The following is a 19,072-nucleotide window of genomic DNA, read 5'->3' as shown; positions in this document are numbered from 1 at the left end:
CACTACCACTTCACTTGTACCAAAAACTCGTGAGAGTTACGCGATTGTAAATTGAGATGTGTTTGAAAGTAGGTTTCAAAACCATATCCCACTGATAAATAATAATTCGGAATATTGAAGAGTACATAAGAGCTAAAAGCCTTATCAGTGCGATAGGTAAGCCCTACCTCAGCACGGTTTAAATAGTCAGTAGCTACAGTGAAGTTTGTTGAGGCTTCTTGTTTTTTAGCAAGACGTATTTGTACGCTTGGTTTTAGAGTAAAATCAGAAGAGATGTGCCAATGATACCCCGCCATTGCATAATACAACATATTCTCAGCAACGGAAGTCATTACATCATTTTCCATAGCCACTTTATCAGAAGCGAGCATATTGGGGATAGATAGCCCTACATAAAAGTCACGCAATTCATAATAAACTCCAGCTCCAAAGTTGAATTGGAACTTTCCCGAGATATCTTGCAAATAGGGGTCGTAGCGCGTAGCATTCTGTCCCGCATTGTACAAGTGATTATATGTTCGTATTTGGCTTATATCAATATTAAAAAACTCTCCTCCAAACTTAATTCCTCCTACGATATTAGAATGCTCGTTTATAGGCACTCTATAAGAAAAATCCCCAAAAACACCCGTTTGTTTCTGAATAAATACTTTATTATTGGTTACTGAAAGCCCTAAGCCCACGCGGTCAGTTATCTTGTGAGTGGTAAAAAAGGTTTGCGTTTGAGGAGCTTCATTCATTCCACGCCATTGGTTGCGAATATCTGCTGAAATAGTATGCCCTTTTTCTACACCCACTACAGCTGGATTCTCCAAGTTTTGGTGTTGTTGATAAAATATGTACGTAGGATCTATAGATTGAGCTTGTAGTGCTCCTGCGATAAACAAAAAAACACTGATAAGTAATCTTCTTTTCATTCTGATAATAATTTCTTCTAATAAAGGATAAGAGCAAATCGTAACTACAAAGCTCCAATATTTGAGTAAAGACAATATAAACTAACAATTAGAAACAAAAACAACTCAAACACTTAAATTCTAAATTACAATAACACTCTTTGTTTCATTTTCACCTCTTAGCCTTACCATTTAAATTGCACCAAAAACTCGTGAGAGTTGCGCGACTGTAAATTCATATGGGTTTGAAAATAGCTCTCAAAACCATAGCCTATAGATACATAATAATTAGGAATATTAAATAACACATAAGCATTCACAGCCTTATCTGTGCGATAAGTAATCCCTAATTCTGCTCGTTCCAAAAAGTTTCCTGCTACTGTAATATCGGTCGAGGGATATTCACCTTTGGCTAAGCGCATCTGCAAACGCGGTTTAATAGTGAAATCAGGAGTAAGACGCCAGTAATAGCCTGCTATAGTATAGAAGTACATCGTTTCGGCTAAAGAAGTCATTTGGTCATTATCCATTCGCACCCTATCGGTAGCAAGCATATTAGGGATAGAAAAACCTACGTAAAAGTTAGGGTGGTCATAATACAGCCCTGCCCCAAAGTTAGTCTGGAACTTTCCTGAAATGGTTTGCAAATAAGGGTCGTAATAATAAGTAGGGTGCATACGTGTGCCATTAGGGTAATATTGGTTATACAAGCCGTTATAATACGTCATATCACTTCCGTCTATATTATAGAAATCACCGCCAAATTTAATTCCTCCTATCAATCGCGAGTTGTACGAAATGGGTATTGCATATGAGAAATCAGCGTAAATGCCTGCTTGTTTCTGTATAAATACTTTGTTGCTTGCCAATGAAAAACCTAACCCCACGCGGTCACTCAAACGATGCGTAGTAAAAAGGGTTTGCGTTTGTGGGGCTTCGGTCATTCCTCGCCACTGGTTGCGTATATCCACCGAAATAGTGTGTCCAAACTCCATTCCCACTGCCGCTGGGTTTATTAGGTTTTCGTGTTGTTGATAAAAAATGTATGTAGGGTCTGTAGCTTGTGCGTGCAAAGCACTTGTGCCTATTACTAACATACTTAATAATATCTTTTTCATAGGATTCTGTGTTTTTCTCTTCTTAATAATTAATGTAAATCCAAAGTTGTTTCTTGTTCTTTTCACTGCCGTCAATGCTGAAAATAGCTACATACGAACCTCGTGGCACTAAGGTACCATCAGATTTCTTTCCGTCCCATTGGTTCTTGTACCCGTGAGCCGAGTATACTAATTGCCCTAAGGTATTGAATATATACAGGGTGTTATTAGGGTATCGTTCAGCGCGCGCTATCACATAAGTATCATTCACCCCATCGCCATTAGGGGTAAAAGCGTTGGAGATAAGCACATAATCCACCTGTGGGTCTTGTGCATTCGGGATTCCGTCGCCATCTACATCGTCATCACAAGCGTCGCCTATACCGTCATCGTCTAAATCAGCTTGGTCTGGATTGTATACATTAGGACAATTATCTTGGTCATTTAAGAAACCATCTCCATCTATATCGTTATCGCAAGCATCTCCTATACCATCGTTGTCAGTGTCTTGTTGGGTAGTGTTAGACACGGTAGGGCAGTTATCCAAAACATTTAAAATTCCATCACCGTCCATATCGTCATCACAAGCGTCGCCTATACCGTCATTATCAGCATCAGCTTGGTCAGGGTTGGCTACAGTCGGACAGTTATCCATACGCGAAGGTATACCGTCATTATCCACATCATCATCTTCTTTTACGATGATATTCCCTGCATTCACCGCCAAAAATAGGTTCTCTTCAGCTTTTACCATAAACCTTCCTTGCTGCGTTTTAATAGCATCAGACACGCTTATTTCAGCTTTCCCGTTATTGGGTAAGCCCGTAGCTAAGGTATGCGAAAAAGTAGCTCCCCCGTCAGTCGAAAAGAGTATTTTCACTTTTTCGGCGTTCACAGGTGCTTTATCAGTATTAGCTACATCCCACTGCAAACTTACTTTTTGTCCTACATACCAGGTGCTTTGCTCGGTATGCGAACTCACTTTAAACGGACCTGCGTCTGCACTCACTACCACATCAATAGTTTTATAAGCTGTATTTCCTGTTTGATTACTTGCTAAAGGACGGTCGATAACCATAAAAGTCCAATGCAAGGTACGCCCTATGTTGAGCACTGTTTCCCAAGCATCTCCTTTTTTAGGTTTTTGCTGGGTGAGCGTACCCGCTACTATACGTTCCAAACGCGGGATATAGCGATATGATTGTGCTGAGGGTTTCATAGAGCGTGCCGTAGCTCCTGAACGTATTGTAGGTGAAAAATAATAATTACCCGTTTCTGTATAATTGTCGCTTTCTTCCCACGTATAAAGCAACGCATCGCCATCAGCATCGGTAGCAGTACCTTCTAATAAATAGGCAGTTCCATACGGAATAGTATAGCTTTTCAAGTCGGGTATCTCAGGAGGGGTGTTGCCCGTAGAATTTTCGGTAGCACAAGACTTGCCTTGTAGGTTATCTGTAATATCGTAAATAGTGCGGTGATGAAAATAAGGGTCAGCATTCTGTTGCACATCATAATATCGCGTAACTCCTGCGTAGCTCATAATAGTAGTACCACTACCTGGTTCCATCTGCGACCCCGACCCATCTTCTCTGCGATAAGAAAAAGTATGCCGTGCCCCCAGTTGATGTCCTATCTCGTGAGCTACCACATCTATATCAAAAGCACTTCTATTGCGTACGTAAGCAAACGGATAAGACGAAAATCCCTGTCCCTTGAGGTCGTTGGTACACACGCACCCTATACAACCTGCATTACCTCCTTCTGCGGCATTGTGAAACAACTGCCCTATATCATAATTAGCATTACCTATCTTGTTGTCCAAAACTTCTTGCAGTACACTAGCTTTATTCTCGTACCATTCTTTTTCGTAGTTAATACCCGTAAAAGGGTCAGTATCTTTAGTCTCATATACTATACTATCGTCCGAAACTAACTGGAAAACAATCGACAACTGTTGCCCATAGACCTCATTTACACGGTTTAGCGTACTGACTATTTGGGCAAAAGCTGAAGCCTTCCCCCAGAAATAATCAGTATATTCGTGGGTACAAGCAATTGCAATGCGAAAAGTACGTTGCATAGGTTTAGTCTGAAATGAAGGGCGTTGAGCCGCCTTACTTTCCTGTAAAAGAGTAGGCACATCTAATGTTTTACAGTCTATGAATGCTTTTTCAACATCCTTACGACGATAAACCCTGTAATAAACACCTTCTTTATCTTCTGCTTCTATAAACGAATAGCTCAACTCTTCTTCCATAATAGCATCAAGCCCATAATCGCTCCACGTAAAACGAATATGTTTAGAGGGGTCGGTTACTGATTTACCCACAAAAGTTTTAATAGAAGGATATTTTCGTGCAACTGCTTCCGAAAGAACCTGCGTAGGAGCAATGCGATAAGTAATGAGTGTTCCGTTGGCATCAGGTATCTGAACGGTAGCCTCACTGCGTCTACTATCGGTTTCCAAAGCACGTGCAAACGCCTTTTTATTCAGTGTAAAATACTGATAATTTGGGTTATTAGTAGTTACTGCTACACTGCGCTGAGTCGAGAAATCAGCTTTGCGCCAATAACTCTGTGCCGACCCTTGTAACACCACCAAAATAAATAACCAAAAAATACTATTGTAATTGCTATATCTCAATGTTTAATTCTTTATATATTTTTAATTTCTTTTGTTTCCTCACTTAATATTCACCCAAAAAATCACTGTCACGTCCTAAAAAAGGTTGTCATAATTAATTATTGTTTTATTAGTCAAATTTTCTCATCTCCCCATTTTCCCATTCGCTCATTTTCTCATTTCCTCATTTGCTAATTAATCCGCCTCCACACACCCAGCTGTGAGCCCTCACTGGCTTTACCTTTTATCTTTTACGTCTTACCTTTTATCTCCCCGTGTGGCTCGCACTATAATACTCAAACGCCTCGTAAATCTCTTCGTCAGGCACTACACAATCCGTTTTAGGCTTACCTATCTTCTCCAAAAGCACAAAGTGTACTCTGCCCGCTACATTCTTCTTGTCAAAACGCATCAACTCACAAATATCCTCAATATCCTCTTTATGAAAAGTTTGTTTGCTGAAATACTCACCCAACACGCTTTTCACCTTATCGCATTTATCCTTAGGGAATCCTAACTTTTTCACCGATAGGTAAGTAGCCAACACTATTCCTATCGCAATAGCCTCTCCGTGCAACAAACATTGGCGATTAGGGTTTTCCAAACAATACGACTCGATAGCGTGCCCCAGCGTATGACCGTAATTCAGTATTTTTCTCAATCCACATTCTTTCGGGTCTTGCATTACCACCTCGTTCTTTATCACCACCGATTCGTGAATAAGACTGTCTAAATCAGCTAACGAAAGGCTTCTCAAATCACACATTTTGTTCCAATAAGCCTCCGAGCGAATAAGTCCGTGCTTAAACATCTCTGCCATTCCGCTACGCAATTCCTCAGCAGGTAACATTCCTAAATATTGCGAGTCTATCACCACCCCCAACGGATTGTTTATCACTCCTACAAGATTTTTCAAAGGACCTAAATCCACCCCCGTCTTCCCCCCTACCGAGGCATCTACCATTGCCAGTAAACTCGTCGGCACATTAATAAAGGGCACTCCGCGCATATAGGTAGAAGCCACAAAGCCTCCTAAATCGGTTACCACTCCTCCTCCTACGTTTATGAGCAAGCTCTTGCGGTCGGCTCCTAATTCTGAAAGTGCGTGCCACACTTGCGTACAAGTATCGAGGTTTTTATGCAGTTCTCCCGCTTCTATTTCTATAATTTCTATCGGAATATCAGTAATGAGAGTAGGTAAAAACACAGGCAAACATTTTTCATTGGTATGACTGTCCACCAACAAAAACAGCTTCGAAGGACGTTTTTCCGCAACTATTCGATTGATAAAATCAGTTCCTTCCTCATTAAAATAAACGTTGTAATTTCCAGCTCTGATAACATTTGCTTCCATCAGTACAGAATTTTTGGCAAAAGTAGTAAAATAATAACAATTGTACAAATTCCCCTTTTCAGCACCAAAAGACCGTCATATACACAACACATTTATTCCTTCCATTCATCTTACATTTATCTTACATTTATCGTTTCTTCGTCCATTCTTCGTTTATTCTTCGTTTATTCTTCGTCCATTCTTCGTTTATTCTTCGTTTATTCTTCGTCCATTCTTCGTCCATTCTTCGTTATTCCTTCGTTATTCCTTCGTTATTCCTTCGTTTATTCATCACTGTTGACCCATTGTAGAGCCACTGTAGAGCCATTGTAGAGCCATTGTAGAGCCATTGTAGAGCCATTGTAGAGCCATTGTAGAGCCATTGTAGAGCCATTGTAGACCCACTGTAGACCCACTGTAGACCCACTGTAGACCCACTGTAGAGCCACTATAGAGCCACTCATTGTTTAATTATCCTATAAGCTTTGTATAATCCTCTCCCAATTTCACCATTAACCATTAATCACTAATCATTAACCATTAACCATTAACCATTAACTACAAGCCTTCTTTCACTTATTGTCCGTCCATTCTTTACCTACCCTTATGGCTCGCACCACGCTGTACCAAATTTGCTAATTGATAAATTATTCTTACCTTTGCCTCTCAAAATAAACTATAATGGAAGTAAGCAAACGTTATGCACAACGCGGAGTTTCGGCAGCCAAAGACGAAGTGCATAAAGCTATCAAAAATATCAATAAAGGATTATTCCCCAAAGCCTTTTGTAAAATAGTCCCCGATTACCTTACGGGCGACGACAACTATTGTCTTATAATGCACGCCGATGGCGCCGGTACCAAGTCGGCTTTGGCATATATGTATTGGAAAGAAACCGGTGACTTAAGCGTGTGGAAAGGCATTGCACAAGATGCCCTCATAATGAACATAGACGATTTATTGTGTGTGGGAGCAGTCGATAATATTATGCTTTCGTCCACCATTGGGCGCAATAAAAACCTCATTCCTGCGGAAGTCATTTCAGCTATTATCAACGGAACAGAAGAGCTGATTGCAGAACTCTCTGCCTTTGGAGTGCATATCCATTCTACAGGGGGAGAAACTGCCGATGTAGGTGATTTGGTGCGCACTATCATTGTCGATTCTACCGTTACAGCGCGCATAGAACGCCGTAAAGTGATTGACAACGCAAATATCAAAGCGGGCAATGTGATTGTAGGACTCGCCTCCTACGGTCAAGCTACCTATGAAAACGAATACAATGGCGGTATAGGTAGCAACGGACTCACCTCAGCGCGTCACGATGTGTTTGCAAAAGTATTAGCACACAAATACCCCGAAAGTTTCGATGCCTCTGTCCCCAGTGAGCTCGTATATGCTGGCACGAAACAACTTACCGACAAGGTAATTGGCAGTCCGTTAAACGCTGGCAAACTCGTTCTCTCTCCTACTCGTACCTATGCTCCTATCATCAAGAAGATATTAGAAAAGTACAACAATACCCAAATATGTGGAATGGTGCATTGCAGTGGAGGCGCACAAACTAAAATATTGCACTTTGTAGATAACTTGCATATTATCAAAGACAACCTTTTCCCTACCCCTCCCCTTTTCAAACTCATTCAAGAAGAATCAAAAACCGATTGGAAAGAAATGTACCAAGTGTTCAACTGTGGGCATCGTATGGAGCTCTATGTAGAGGAAGCCATTGCAGAAGATATTATCACTATTGCAAAATCATTTAATGTAGAAGCGCAAATCATAGGTAGGGTAGCCTCATCAGATAATAAATGTCTCACTATAAAAAGCGAATATGGTACTTTTGAATACTAAATTAAACATACGAACTGATGTACGATGGGCATTTACCTATTTCGCTATAGTTGTGTGCTTGGGTATCTTTATGCGCTCGGTACAAGTAGTGGACTATCCTTTCGAGTTCAATTATCGAAATATCGTGCATACTCATTCGCATTTAGCACTTTTAGGATTTGTATACGTACTGCTCTCGGCTATTTTAGTGCGCACTTTCATTCCTCTTAACGCTCAACTTCACAAACGTTACCGATGGCTGTTCTACATCACTCAGTTATCGGTATTAGGTATGTTATGTAGCTTTCCTTTTCAAGGATATGGGGCTGTTTCTATCAGTTTTTCATCAGTGTTTATCTTCTGTACCTATTTTTTTGCGAAGTTTTTTATGAAGTATGCCACTTCTCCTTTTGTAAAAATGGGAATTTGGTACCTTATCCTATCGAGTTTGGGAATATGGCTAATGCCCGTAACCATAGTGAAATATGGCAAGTTCTCTGATATGTATATGTGTGCCATTGCCTTCTTTTTGCACTTTCAATACAATGGTTTTATGCTCAGTAGCCTAATGGGACTCTTTATAAAGAAATACGGTTGGGAGGTTCAATATCCTCAGCTCATCAAGCGTGTATTCATTCTGTTTCAAGCGGGAATTATAGGTTCGCTTTTCATCTCTTGGGTAGGCTATTTTAGCTATCCTATTTACTATATCGTAGGAGGAACTTCGGTGCTTATCTGGCTCATTGCGGTAGTGATGATATTGCGTTTATACCTAAAAACACAACCTAAGAGTTTTTTAGCTACTGTATTTATCAGTTTCTTTATCGCCAAAGTAGTAATGATGTTCACAGGTGCTTTCCCTGTTCTTACGCCTTATTTGTTTAAAAACATCGACCTGTTGATAAGTTACTTACACTTTAACTTTCTAGGGATTGTAACCATAGGTCTATTGCTGTTTTTAGAAGAAGTATACAAAGTAAACCGATGGCTCGTTTATCTGTTTCTTTTTGCTTTTATCACCACCGAGGTACTCATCACCTACAAAGGTTTTTCAGTAATTGTAAACTATCCTATTTTCAGTAATTTTTATGAATGGTTATGGGCATTCACTGCTCTTTTTTACTTTCCCGCAATAGGGTGGTTCATCGGTAGTTTTAAAATAAAATAAAGTAGAAAGTTTCGTTTTTCCAATATAAATACTACTTTTGCAAATTGGTTAGTGCAATTAGGCACATCTTTTGATATAATAACAGAACGTTTAAAGTTAATAACGAAGTTTATGAATAAAACAAAAATTTGGTCAGTACTTGTAATACTGTTGTTCACGACTCCTTTTTTTGCCCAAAACAATGAGCGTAGAAAGGTAGATGGTGTAGCAGCGGTAGTAGGTGATTATTTGATTTTAGAATCAGATATCGACAAGGCGTATATTGATTTGCAACAGCAAGAGGTAGACACTCGTGAAATCAACCGTTGCCAGATGCTCGGCAAACTGATGGAAGACAAACTCTATGCTCACCAAGCTGTGCAAGACAGTGTGAAGCTCACCGATAGCGAAGTACGTGACCAAGTGAACCAACGTATTGAGTTTTTGACCGCTCAGTTAGGTGGCGACATTAAGAAACTTTTAGAGTTCTATAAAAAAGACGACGAACAATCTATGCGCGACGAGCTTTTCAACCTCCTAAAAGTGAGTATGCTCGCTCAGCGTATGAAACAACAAATTATAAAAGATATAGAAGTAACTCCTGAGGAAGTACGTACTTTCTTCAACGCTATTCCAGCCGATGAACGTCCGCACTTTGGTACTGAATTAGAAATCGCTCAAATTGTAGTCAATCCTGTAGCTCCCAAAAGTTCGGTACAAAAAGTAATAAACCAACTCAACGATATTAAAAAAGATGTAGAGGAAAACGGTATGAGTTTTTCTACCAAAGCCATTCTCTACTCCCAAGACCGCGCTACTGGCGGACAAGTACTCACCTTCAACCGTAACTCTGCTTTTGATAAAGCTTTTAAAGACGTAGCCTTCACTCTGCGGGAAGGAGAAATATCTAAGCCCTTTGAGTCTAGCTTCGGTTGGCATATTATCCAAATGGACAAGATTCGCGGTAAGGAAGTAAGTGTACGACACATCTTGTTAATGCCTGAAATTCCTCAAGAAGCTCTCAACGAGGCTAAAGAGAAGATAGCCAAAATACGCGACCGTATTGTAAACAAAGAGCTTACTTTCGACGAGGCTGCACGTAATTTCTCCGATGAAAAAGAAACCCGCAACGATGGCGGTCAGCTTATCAACCCCGAAGACCTTTCTACTCGTTTCGAGCTTACCCGTATAGAGCCTACACTTTACGCTCGCATTTCAGACCTTAAAGACAATGAGGTATCAGTACCTTTCCTCGACGAAGATAGAACAGGCAAAAAGACCTATAAGATTTACCAAATCACCAACCGTATTGAGGAACACCAAGCCGACTTTGTAAAGGATTACGTAAAGATACAAGATTTAGCTCTGAAAGAAAAACAACTGAAAGCCATCAGTAAGTGGATGAAAGAACATATCGAGAAAACTTACATTTCAGTAAACGGAGAATACAAGAACTGTAAGTTTGAAAACAATTGGCTTAAGAAATAATTAGTGAATAGTGAAAAGCAAGTTTTGTTTTTCACTATTTTTTATTACTTTTGCCTCATCAATGTTTATATAGCTCAGTATATGATTTCCGTTTACAAACTAAAACCTAAATTTCAGCAGTTGCTACACCCTATCTTGCTGTTCTTGCATCGTAAGAAAGTAACTGCAAACCAAATAACGATAGTTGCTATTTTGTTTTCTTTAATAATTGGAGTGCTCTTTTGGCAAGCCTCTGAATGTCGTTACTTCTTCTTAGCCTTACCTATAGGCTTACTCTTGCGTATGATTCTCAATGCACTCGACGGAATGATGGCTCGAGAGTTCCAGCAAACCACTTCTTTAGGTGAAATCCTCAACGAATTGGGTGATGTGATTTCTGATGTGTTCATCTTCTTCCCTTTGCTGAAATATCACCCCGAAAGCCTTTATTTAGTAGTTATTTTTATTGTGCTCAGCGTTCTCAATGAATTTGCCGGCGTAATGGGTAAAGTGTTAGGTGGTGAAAGACGCTATGAAGGACCTATGGGTAAAAGCGACCGTGCGTTACTGATAGGCATTTACGGGCTTTTAGCTTTTTGGGGCGTTTCTATCACTTCCTACTCAGCGATTGTCTTCGGGATTATAATTGCTTTACTGTCCCTCAGCACCTTTATTCGTCTCAAAAAAGGACTTTATGCCCAACACTAATAGCCATAGTAAGTTTGCCGATGTACCTCTTCGCATTAGGAGTTGGGTATTCATTATTGCTGTTTTCGCAGGAGCTGTATATAATAAACTTACGATGCGTATTTTTATATGTTGGGTGAGTTTTCAATGTTTAAAAGAGTTAGGACGGCTCTTTTCTTTCAATACCTGTTACTTACCTATTGTTATTGCCATACTACAAGGCGTTTTGCTTTTCTGTTTTCCTCATTATCAAATTTATTTATTAGGGGCTATAGTTCTGCTCATTATTTCAGTTTTAGGAACTTTCTTTGTAGCCAAAAACAAAGCACCTTATATAGCCCTTTCTTTGGGTATCGTTCTATTTGCTTATCCACATTTGTTTTTTTTGTTTTCAGTACTTAACGGCTTGCTATGGCTTATCTTTTTGGTTGTTTCCACCGAACTGAATGACGTGTTTCAATACTTATCAGGTAAATGCTTTGGCAAGCAAAAGATACTGCCCGAGGTAAGTTCAAATAAAACTATAGCAGGTTGCGTAGGAGGAATTTTACTCACACCTTTAGTAAGCGTGTGTTTGGCGTATGTGCTCGGTTTGCAAGCGTCCCTTCACACGTGGTTGCTCTTAGGAGTAATTATTAGCTTTTTCGGCTTTTGGGGTGATGTATGTATTTCCTTTCTCAAACGCAAAGCAGGCGTAAAGGATACTGGCAACCTTATTCCTGGTCACGGCGGACTTTTAGACCGTATGGATAGCCTTTTGTTTAACAGTATATGGTTCTTTCTATGGGTACAGTGAAAACATTCCATCGCTCCTTAGTCTTCTCAGGAGGAGGCACACGTTTTGCCCTTTATGGCGGTATGTATAATGCTTTAGATGATTTAGGCAAAACTCCTTCGCTACTGATAGCCTCTTGTGGAGGTGCTTTTGCAACTTTAATCATCAATGCTTTTCCTACACATACTGCTCGCAAAGCCTACCTGCAATCCGAAGAATTTTATAACTTCATCAAGAGTCTTTCTCTCACCCCTTATAGTCAATTATACCGTATAGGCTTTTTAGCTCTTAAGAAACAATACGACAAGAGGCACGCTCCTTATATTGAAGATGTGTATCATCGCTATTTAGTAACAATGGCACAAGACCTTTCTAACCTATTACCGAGTCTCGCCAAAGTGCGCTTCTCCTCTGCCCTACCTACTATTATTGTCGGTTCTAAAATGTTATTCACTCCTGATGAATGTGGCAAACGGAGAGGGGCTCGTAAGCTTTACCAAAAAGTACTCTTTACCGATACACAAACTGCAAGACATATAAATCTGCAAGCCATTCAAATCTCTTCTGATAACTATTTACAATCGGCAGTTGCTAAAGATATTATCCTTAAAACAGAGATAACAATGCTCACTGCTGCCCGCATTTCAGTTTCTGATATGTTCTACGTAGCTCCGGTGAATATAGCAGATGATGTATTTGCAGGAGGCGCAATAGATTTACTACCTATAGAATTAGCAAATACTCTTTCGCAAGAAGTGATAAGAGAGGAAAAACAGCCTTATAGTTCTACTGAAGAAGCGTTAGTGCGTGCAGTTTTAGGTTTTAGTGGCAACGAGCGTTTAGCCGAAGTAGCAGAATATCCCGCTCACCTCATCGATACCCGCGATGCTACTATTGTCTTAAAAGGATTTTACTCAGAGAAGTATATCAACTGGAAGCGATGTGCGGTAGATATTCACTTTCCAAAAAGCTACGCTCACTATCGTGAACAAATAGAAAAACAATGGGACTACGGTTATCAAACTACAATAAACGCTTTTAAACAATGAATGTATTTATTATAGGAGGCACCTCAGGCATAGGGTTAGCATTGGCGAGCTATTATCACCTACAAGGCAATCGCGTAGGCGTATGTGGAAGAGATTTGCAAAAGCTCGCTGATGAATCGCGTTTTGAGAAGTACCAAGCCGATGTAACCAATATAGTGCAATTACAAAACGTTATACAGCAATTCGTAGGTGAGAGGACTTTGTCGTTGCTCATCAATTGTGCAGGTAGTTATGCTGAAGATGTAGCAGATGAGATTAGCTATGAAGAGGCTGTGGCAATGCTTCAAACCAATATTATGGGAGCTGTGAACTGCTTAGAAGTTGGGCGAAAAGCAATGTGCCACACAGGCGGACAAATAGTTTTACTTGCTTCTATTTCAGGTATTTTAGACTACCCCGAGTCAAGCCTATACACCAAGACCAAGCGTAGTATGATACAAATAGCCGATGCTTATCGCCGTGCTTTGCGTCGGTATGGAATCACAATTACCACCATTGCTCCAGGCTATGTAGATACCCAAAAACTACGCGACCTCAACCACAACGACCTCTCTAAGAAACCTTTTCTTGTAACCGAAGCCCAAGCTGTGAGGGAAATCGCACAAGCTATTACTGAAAAGAAAGCATTGCTTTTATTCCCAAAACAAATGAAATGGTTAATGCGCTTCCTCTCATATATGCCCTCTTTCCTACTTTCAAAGATAATGTATAAGAAAGCTCATTATATGAAGAAATAAAATTTATTATCCTTCCGTTGTTGCTTTTGTCTTTAAAAATTGTACCTTTGCGGTATTAAAAACGTAAAACAGAAGAAATACAATGAATATCCAGCAACTTACCGACCTTACTACGCAGGTGCGTAGAGATATCCTCAGAATGGTTCACAATGTAAATTCAGGTCACCCAGGGGGCTCTTTGGGTTGCGCTGAATTCCTTGTATGCCTCTACAACGAGGTAATGGACATCAAACTACCTTTCTCTATGGAAGGTAAAAACGAGGACTTGTTCTTCCTCTCTAACGGACATATATCGCCAGTGTTTTACAGTGTATTAGCACGACGTGGGTTCTTTCCAGTAAGTGAACTGAACACTTTTCGCTTGCTCAATTCTCGCTTACAAGGTCACCCTACCCCTCACGAAGGGTTAGAAGGTGTACGCGTGGCTTCGGGTTCATTGGGACAAGGGCTTTCAGTAGCAATTGGGGTGGCTTTGGCTAAAAAACTCAACGGCGATAACCACTTGGTATATACCCTCCACGGCGATGGTGAACTGCAAGAAGGACAAATATGGGAAGCGGCAATGTACGCAGGGGGTAAAGGAGTGGACAACCTCATCGCTACTGTAGATTACAACCACAAACAGATTGATGGACCTACCGATAAAGTAATGCCTTTGGGCAACCTTCGCGCCAAATGGGAAGCCTTTGGTTGGCAAGTAATCGATATTGAAAAGGGTAACGATATCGCCTCTATCTTGAAAGGATTGGCAGATGCAAAAGTTTTAACCGGCAAAGGCAAACCTGTGTGTATCTTACTCCATACCGAAATGGGTAATGGGGTAGACTTTATGATGGGCACTCACGCTTGGCACGGTAAAGCTCCTAACGACGAGCAATTAGCCAAAGGCTTAGCACAGAATCCTGAAACTTTAGGAGACTACTAATAAAGATTAAAAGAGCAAATCAGCTTATCGCTACGAAAGTAGAGGAAAGTCTGGACACCACAGAGCATCATAGCGGGTAACACCCGTCCGCCGTGAGGCGAGGACAAGTGCAACAGAAAGAATGTATGGGTAATGCCATAGTGAAATCAGGTAAACTCTATGAGGTGCAACGTCGCGTAAACCAGCGTTTGAGGGTTGCTCGCCCGATGTTGGAGGGTAGGCGGTTAGAGCTAATGAGCAATCATTAACCGAGATAAATGATAAGCACCTGCTCAGTAAGAGTAGGTACAGAATCCGGCTTATGATTTGCTCTTTTTTATACCCAAAAAAGCCAAAGAGCTGTCCTCTTTTGAGGACAGCTCTTTGGCTTTTTCAAGTTTATTTTGTAAATTATCGCTTGTCTCTTAATGACCAACCGGTTTTAAGTCCAATGATGAAGTATACCAATAGCAATTCACCTATTGCTAAGAGTATATCACCTGGAATGCGTAACCAACGTATGGTTTGCATCAAATCGGTGTGCATAAACTCCTCAGAACGCGCTGACCAATAGCCGTTTTGTATTGCTTCTACTGCTTGCATAATACCTATAGGAAGTAAGCTTCCTACTAACATCACAAGCAACCCTATATTTATCAACCAGAATGCCCAACCAAGAATCTTGTTATTCCAGTGACGATCAGGATACAAACCGCGAAGCACAAACAAAATAAGTCCAATACCAAGGATACCATATACCCCAAAGAGGGCTGCGTGTCCGTGAACTGCCGTAGTGTTTAATCCTTGAATATAGTATAAGGCAATAGGCGGGTTAATGGCAAAACCAAAGATACCTGCCCCAAGGAAGTTCCAGAAACACATCGCAATAAAGCAATAGATAGGCCATTTGTAGGCTTTTATCCACTCAGTAGATTTAGAAATCTTGTAGTTGTGATAAGCCTCATATCCTATGAGTACCAAAGGCACAATCTCCAAAGCACTAAAAGTAGCTCCTAAGGCTAATACACCCGTAGGGGTAGCACTAAAATACAAGTGGTGGAATGTACCCAATATACCCCCTGCTAAGAATATAATGGTAGAGAACAATACCGAAGCACTCGCCACTTTCAAGCGCAATAAGCCCATACGTGAGAACAAGAAAGCAGCCACTACGGTAGCAAATACTTCAAAGAAGCCTTCTACCCAAAGGTGAACTACCCACCAACGCCAATATTCAGCAATAGCCATATGTGTTTGGCGACCGTACATCAAGCCTGCTCCATAGAAAGCTGCAATAGCAATAGAGGCTAACACAAAAAGCAATAACAAATGGCGGTTTTCGTCTTTCTTTCGTAAAGCAGGCAATAAAGCTCTTACCATCAAGAACAACCACAAGAATAAGCCTACAAGCAATAGTATTTGCCAAAAACGACCCAATTCTAGATATTCATAACCTTGATGTCCAAAGTAGAAGTTTTCTACTAAGCCCAATTTTTGCATCACGCCAAACCATTGTCCTGCCAAAGAACCTAACACCACTATCAGTAGGGCGATAAAGAGTATATTTACCCCCAATTTTTGATATTTAGGCTCGTGTCCTGATACCGCAGGAGCTATGTAAAGCCCTGTAGCTAGCCAAGAGGTTGCTATCCAGAAAATAGCCAACTGTACGTGCCAACTACGCGAAATAGCCTGTGGAAATATCATATCAAGCGGAATGCCAAAGAAACCTCCCCCTTCTACACCATAGTGTGCTGTAATCACCCCTGCCACCATCTGTACCAAGATAAGTAACGATACTATCCAAATGTATTTAAGGGTAGCTTTCATTGAAGGTGTAGGTTTCATACCGCGCATTGGGTCTTCCGCAGGAAGATGTTCATTTTCTTCTTCCTCTTTGTTGCTTGCGTGATAATACACCAAGAGTCCTACCCCAAAAAGCAACATCAGTACGCTAAATCCTGACCACATTTGTAGTGAAGTCGAGGGGTGATTACCTATAACAGGGTCATAAGGCCAGTTATTGGTATAGGTTACATCGCTATTAGGGCGATTAGTGCTACATACCCAAGAAGTCCACGTAAAGAATGCATTCATCTGTTGCATACGCACAGGGTCTTTGATAGCATTCTTCGGAATCGCGTAATGAGTGCGCGTTTCACTTAGCGAAGGGTCGTCCATAAAGAGTTTGGTGTAATACGCAGCCAACTCTTTAGCCACCTGAGCACGCTCTGGCGAGAAGGTAATCACACCTGTTTCTTGGTTAAAGGTGTTCGTACGCAACTCTTTGCGCAACTGCACTTGGTACTTCGCTTGCTCATCTTCAGGCAGGTCTTTGTACACCTTACCGTCTTTCTGAGCAAAAAGCTCTAATAGCAATACCGATTCGCGGTGTAGATAATCAGCATTCCAGTCGGGTGCTATATAAGCACCGTGTCCCCAGATACTACCTACGGTTTGACCGCCCATCGATTGCCAAACATTCTGACCATCTTTAATGTCTTGCCCTTCATAGAGCACTTCCCCATTGGTCGTTACAATCTTTTCGGGGAAAGGAGGTGCTGTACGGTATATTTCTACACCGAAGAGAATCAGCACAAGGAATGAAGCAGCCACTGTTGCTCCAAGCCAAATCCATAATTTCTTAGCTGTCATAAATAAAATATATTAGTGTTTTTGTAATTTCTGGGTGCAAATATATAAAAGATAATCGTATCTTATATATTTTTTGTATTATTTTTTTACCTTCAATTTTAAAGTTTTCTTGCAAAAAAGAAGTTTATCTATTGAAAATCAACAGGTAACCTTTCTTATTTTTTTATGAGTTTTGTACTCCTTCTTTTCTGCTATTCTTCTTTTATTTTATCAAATGCTGTATAGTTTTCACTACCCCCGCCTCGTTATTATCGTATTCAGTCACGTAATTAGCAATAGCTTTCAAAGCCTCTTGGGCATTCTTCATCGCGTAACTCATCTCAGCAGTTTGTATCATTTCCACATCGTTCATATGGTCGCCAAAAACTACTGTTTCCGATGGCAAGACACCTAATTTCTCTTGCAGACGTCTTACCGCCACCCCTTTATTCACATCACTTCGGGTAATATCAAGCCATATCTCTCCTGAGACCACCACATTAAAATCATTCTCATACTTTTTCAAAAGAGGATAGCTATTGATCCTTGAAATTCCTTCATCACAAATAGTTATTTTAAAGATGTCATCATTCACTTCCGAAAAGTTCATCACCTTTGTATGAGCGGGATAATGTCTGGCTATTTCATCAAAAATAGTAACACTATCCGTCTTAATGTAGGCATTCTCTCTTCCACAAAGCGCTACCCCTATCTGCCCAATCTGTTCACAAGTTTCCAATATGGGGCGAATACCATTAGGGTTCAATGGGTTTTCAAAAAGCGTCTCCCCTTTGTATATTAGCGAAGCTCCGTTATCAGGAGCAAAAGCTATCTCGTCTTTAATAGGTGCAAAAAGCTCGTGCAAACTCTGTATTTGTCGTCCACTCGCCACGCAAAAACTAATTCCACGGGCTCGTATCTCCTTAAAAACTTCCCAAAAACTCTCAGGTACCTCCTTCTGATTATTCACCAAAGTACCATCAATATCCGTTACAATAAGTTTTATCATACATTCTAATTTTCGGCAAATATACAAAATTATTCACATATATCGTTCAAATATGGTTTTCATATATCTCAACCATCTCCTCACTTCCGTTTCACTTCGCTTTATTTCCCTCAAAACTACCTCTTTTTCTCATCTTTTAACTACTCACTTTCAACCACTTATATACCCTTTCTATACCAATCGTCCAAGATTCGTATAAGCTTCCTATAAGCTCTCTATAAGCTACCCCCACCCTCCTAATAGCCTTTTTTCATCAAAAACCCTCCCTCCTCTCTTCCGAATCTCTCCGATATCTTCCGAAAACTCCTATACGTCATTTTGCGGTATACACTTTGCCAAAGTTTTTGCCTGTGCGGCTCGCACCTTTGGCAAAGTTGAATAAACTGACAATCCTCATTCTCTCATTTCCTCATTTCCTCATTCTCTCATTTCCTGGCATTATTGACATTTTTTTTTGTAATTCATAATTATTTTGTAATTTTGCATCTTGAAAACTATGAAAAGACAATCGTTACACACGCGCATCTTCGCCTTTCTGCTACTGTTTTGTATGCTGAAAGTATCTTTTCCGGTGGGTGAATTCTTTCATAATCACCACACTCAGGAAGAGTTATGCGCTATAGCTACCGGCGATAAGTGTCATCACAACGCTCACCTTTCAGCGGTAGACACTCATCACGATTGTATTTTTGTACAACTGCATCAATTCTTTGCTCCTTCATTTTTTATCTTTCAATTCTTAGAGCAAAGTGCAACAGCAGTATTCTTCTTTATCGAAAAAGGCTTTCCTCAAAACGCCTTTACTATCTTTTCAAGAGGTCCTCCGATGTAATTAGCTGATGACTAAATGAGTAAATTAGCAAATGAGGAGTCATTCC

Annotated in this window: 16 protein-coding genes and 1 other RNA gene; 10 read left to right on the top strand and 7 right to left on the bottom strand. The window is 40.4% G+C overall.

The annotated features are described in order from the left end of the window. Positions 1–2: 2 nt before the first annotated feature. The 5 genes from AM608_RS00335 to AM608_RS11290 all read right to left on the bottom strand — a co-directional run bounded on the left by AM608_RS00335 (position 3) and on the right by AM608_RS11290 (position 6,416). The gene (locus AM608_RS00335; protein ID WP_053580377.1) at positions 3–917 is read right to left on the bottom strand and encodes a PorP/SprF family type IX secretion system membrane protein; all 915 of its coding nucleotides are present in this window, start codon (positions 915–917) and stop codon (positions 3–5) included. 164 nt (positions 918–1,081) lie between these two features. Next, positions 1,082–2,014, bottom strand: a complete 933-nt coding sequence (locus AM608_RS00330) for a PorP/SprF family type IX secretion system membrane protein (RefSeq protein ID WP_002677100.1) — start codon at positions 2,012–2,014, stop codon at positions 1,082–1,084. A 22-nt stretch (positions 2,015–2,036) separates the two neighbouring features. After that, complete coding sequence (locus AM608_RS00325) at positions 2,037–4,640, bottom strand: thrombospondin type 3 repeat-containing protein (protein WP_053580376.1); 2,604 nt, start codon at positions 4,638–4,640, stop codon at positions 2,037–2,039. A 244-nt stretch (positions 4,641–4,884) separates the two neighbouring features. Then, a complete protein-coding gene (aroB, locus tag AM608_RS00320) occupies positions 4,885–5,973 on the bottom strand; it encodes a 3-dehydroquinate synthase (protein WP_053580375.1) in 1,089 nt (362 codons plus the stop codon). A 263-nt stretch (positions 5,974–6,236) separates the two neighbouring features. After that, positions 6,237–6,416 (bottom strand): hypothetical protein, encoded by a 180-nt coding sequence (locus AM608_RS11290; RefSeq protein ID WP_157466218.1) that lies wholly within the window; start codon positions 6,414–6,416, stop codon positions 6,237–6,239. A gap of 217 nt (positions 6,417–6,633) precedes the next feature. Here AM608_RS11290 and AM608_RS00315 point away from each other — a divergent pair, with 217 nt between their 5' ends. From AM608_RS00315 to rnpB, 9 genes are all read left to right on the top strand, one after another. Continuing rightward, on the top strand, positions 6,634–7,806 hold the full coding sequence (locus tag AM608_RS00315; RefSeq protein ID WP_053580374.1) for an AIR synthase related protein: 1,173 nt from the start codon (positions 6,634–6,636) through the stop codon (positions 7,804–7,806). After that, positions 7,787–8,953 carry a hypothetical protein gene (locus AM608_RS00310; protein WP_053580373.1) on the top strand — a complete coding sequence of 389 codons (1,167 nt, stop codon included), beginning with the start codon at positions 7,787–7,789 and terminating at the stop codon, positions 8,951–8,953. Before AM608_RS00315 ends, AM608_RS00310 begins: the two co-directional genes overlap by 20 nt. 111 nt (positions 8,954–9,064) lie before the next feature. Beyond that, a complete protein-coding gene (locus AM608_RS00305) occupies positions 9,065–10,420 on the top strand; it encodes a peptidylprolyl isomerase (RefSeq protein WP_002677119.1) in 1,356 nt (451 codons plus the stop codon). 81 nt (positions 10,421–10,501) lie between these two features. Beyond that, positions 10,502–11,107 (top strand): CDP-alcohol phosphatidyltransferase family protein, encoded by a 606-nt coding sequence (locus AM608_RS00300; RefSeq protein ID WP_053580372.1) that lies wholly within the window; start codon positions 10,502–10,504, stop codon positions 11,105–11,107. Then, positions 11,094–11,882, top strand: a complete 789-nt coding sequence (locus AM608_RS00295; protein WP_053580371.1) for a phosphatidate cytidylyltransferase — start codon at positions 11,094–11,096, stop codon at positions 11,880–11,882. The genes AM608_RS00300 and AM608_RS00295 overlap by 14 nt, the downstream gene beginning before the upstream one ends. Further along, positions 11,858–12,910 carry a patatin-like phospholipase family protein gene (locus AM608_RS00290; RefSeq protein WP_253273485.1) on the top strand — a complete coding sequence of 351 codons (1,053 nt, stop codon included), beginning with the start codon at positions 11,858–11,860 and terminating at the stop codon, positions 12,908–12,910. Before AM608_RS00295 ends, AM608_RS00290 begins: the two co-directional genes overlap by 25 nt. After that, positions 12,907–13,647, top strand: a complete 741-nt coding sequence (locus AM608_RS00285; protein ID WP_053580369.1) for an SDR family oxidoreductase — start codon at positions 12,907–12,909, stop codon at positions 13,645–13,647. Before AM608_RS00290 ends, AM608_RS00285 begins: the two co-directional genes overlap by 4 nt. Positions 13,648–13,729: 82 nt before the next feature. Beyond that, entirely contained in the window at positions 13,730–14,572 is an 843-nt protein-coding gene (locus AM608_RS00280; RefSeq protein ID WP_053580368.1) for a transketolase, read from the top strand. A gap of 11 nt (positions 14,573–14,583) precedes the next feature. Next, positions 14,584–14,889: RNase P RNA component class A (rnpB, locus tag AM608_RS11260), an RNA gene on the top strand. A 73-nt stretch (positions 14,890–14,962) separates the two neighbouring features. On the opposite strand, the gene AM608_RS00275 is transcribed toward rnpB, so the two are convergent. Further along, positions 14,963–17,206 carry a nitric-oxide reductase large subunit gene (locus AM608_RS00275; RefSeq protein ID WP_053580367.1) on the bottom strand — a complete coding sequence of 748 codons (2,244 nt, stop codon included), beginning with the start codon at positions 17,204–17,206 and terminating at the stop codon, positions 14,963–14,965. Positions 17,207–17,408: 202 nt separating this feature from the next. After that, a complete protein-coding gene (locus AM608_RS00270; protein ID WP_053580366.1) occupies positions 17,409–18,194 on the bottom strand; it encodes an HAD family hydrolase in 786 nt (261 codons plus the stop codon). A 550-nt stretch (positions 18,195–18,744) separates the two neighbouring features. Here AM608_RS00270 and AM608_RS00265 point away from each other — a divergent pair. After that, positions 18,745–19,026 (top strand): hypothetical protein, encoded by a 282-nt coding sequence (locus AM608_RS00265; protein ID WP_053581809.1) that lies wholly within the window; start codon positions 18,745–18,747, stop codon positions 19,024–19,026. Positions 19,027–19,072 lie beyond the last annotated feature (46 nt).

Origin of the sequence: Capnocytophaga sp. oral taxon 323 (genome assembly GCF_001278825.1) — a bacterium.
In the GTDB taxonomy this organism is placed as follows: domain Bacteria; phylum Bacteroidota; class Bacteroidia; order Flavobacteriales; family Flavobacteriaceae; genus Capnocytophaga; species Capnocytophaga ochracea.
This window is presented reverse-complemented; position numbering and strand designations above follow the sequence as displayed.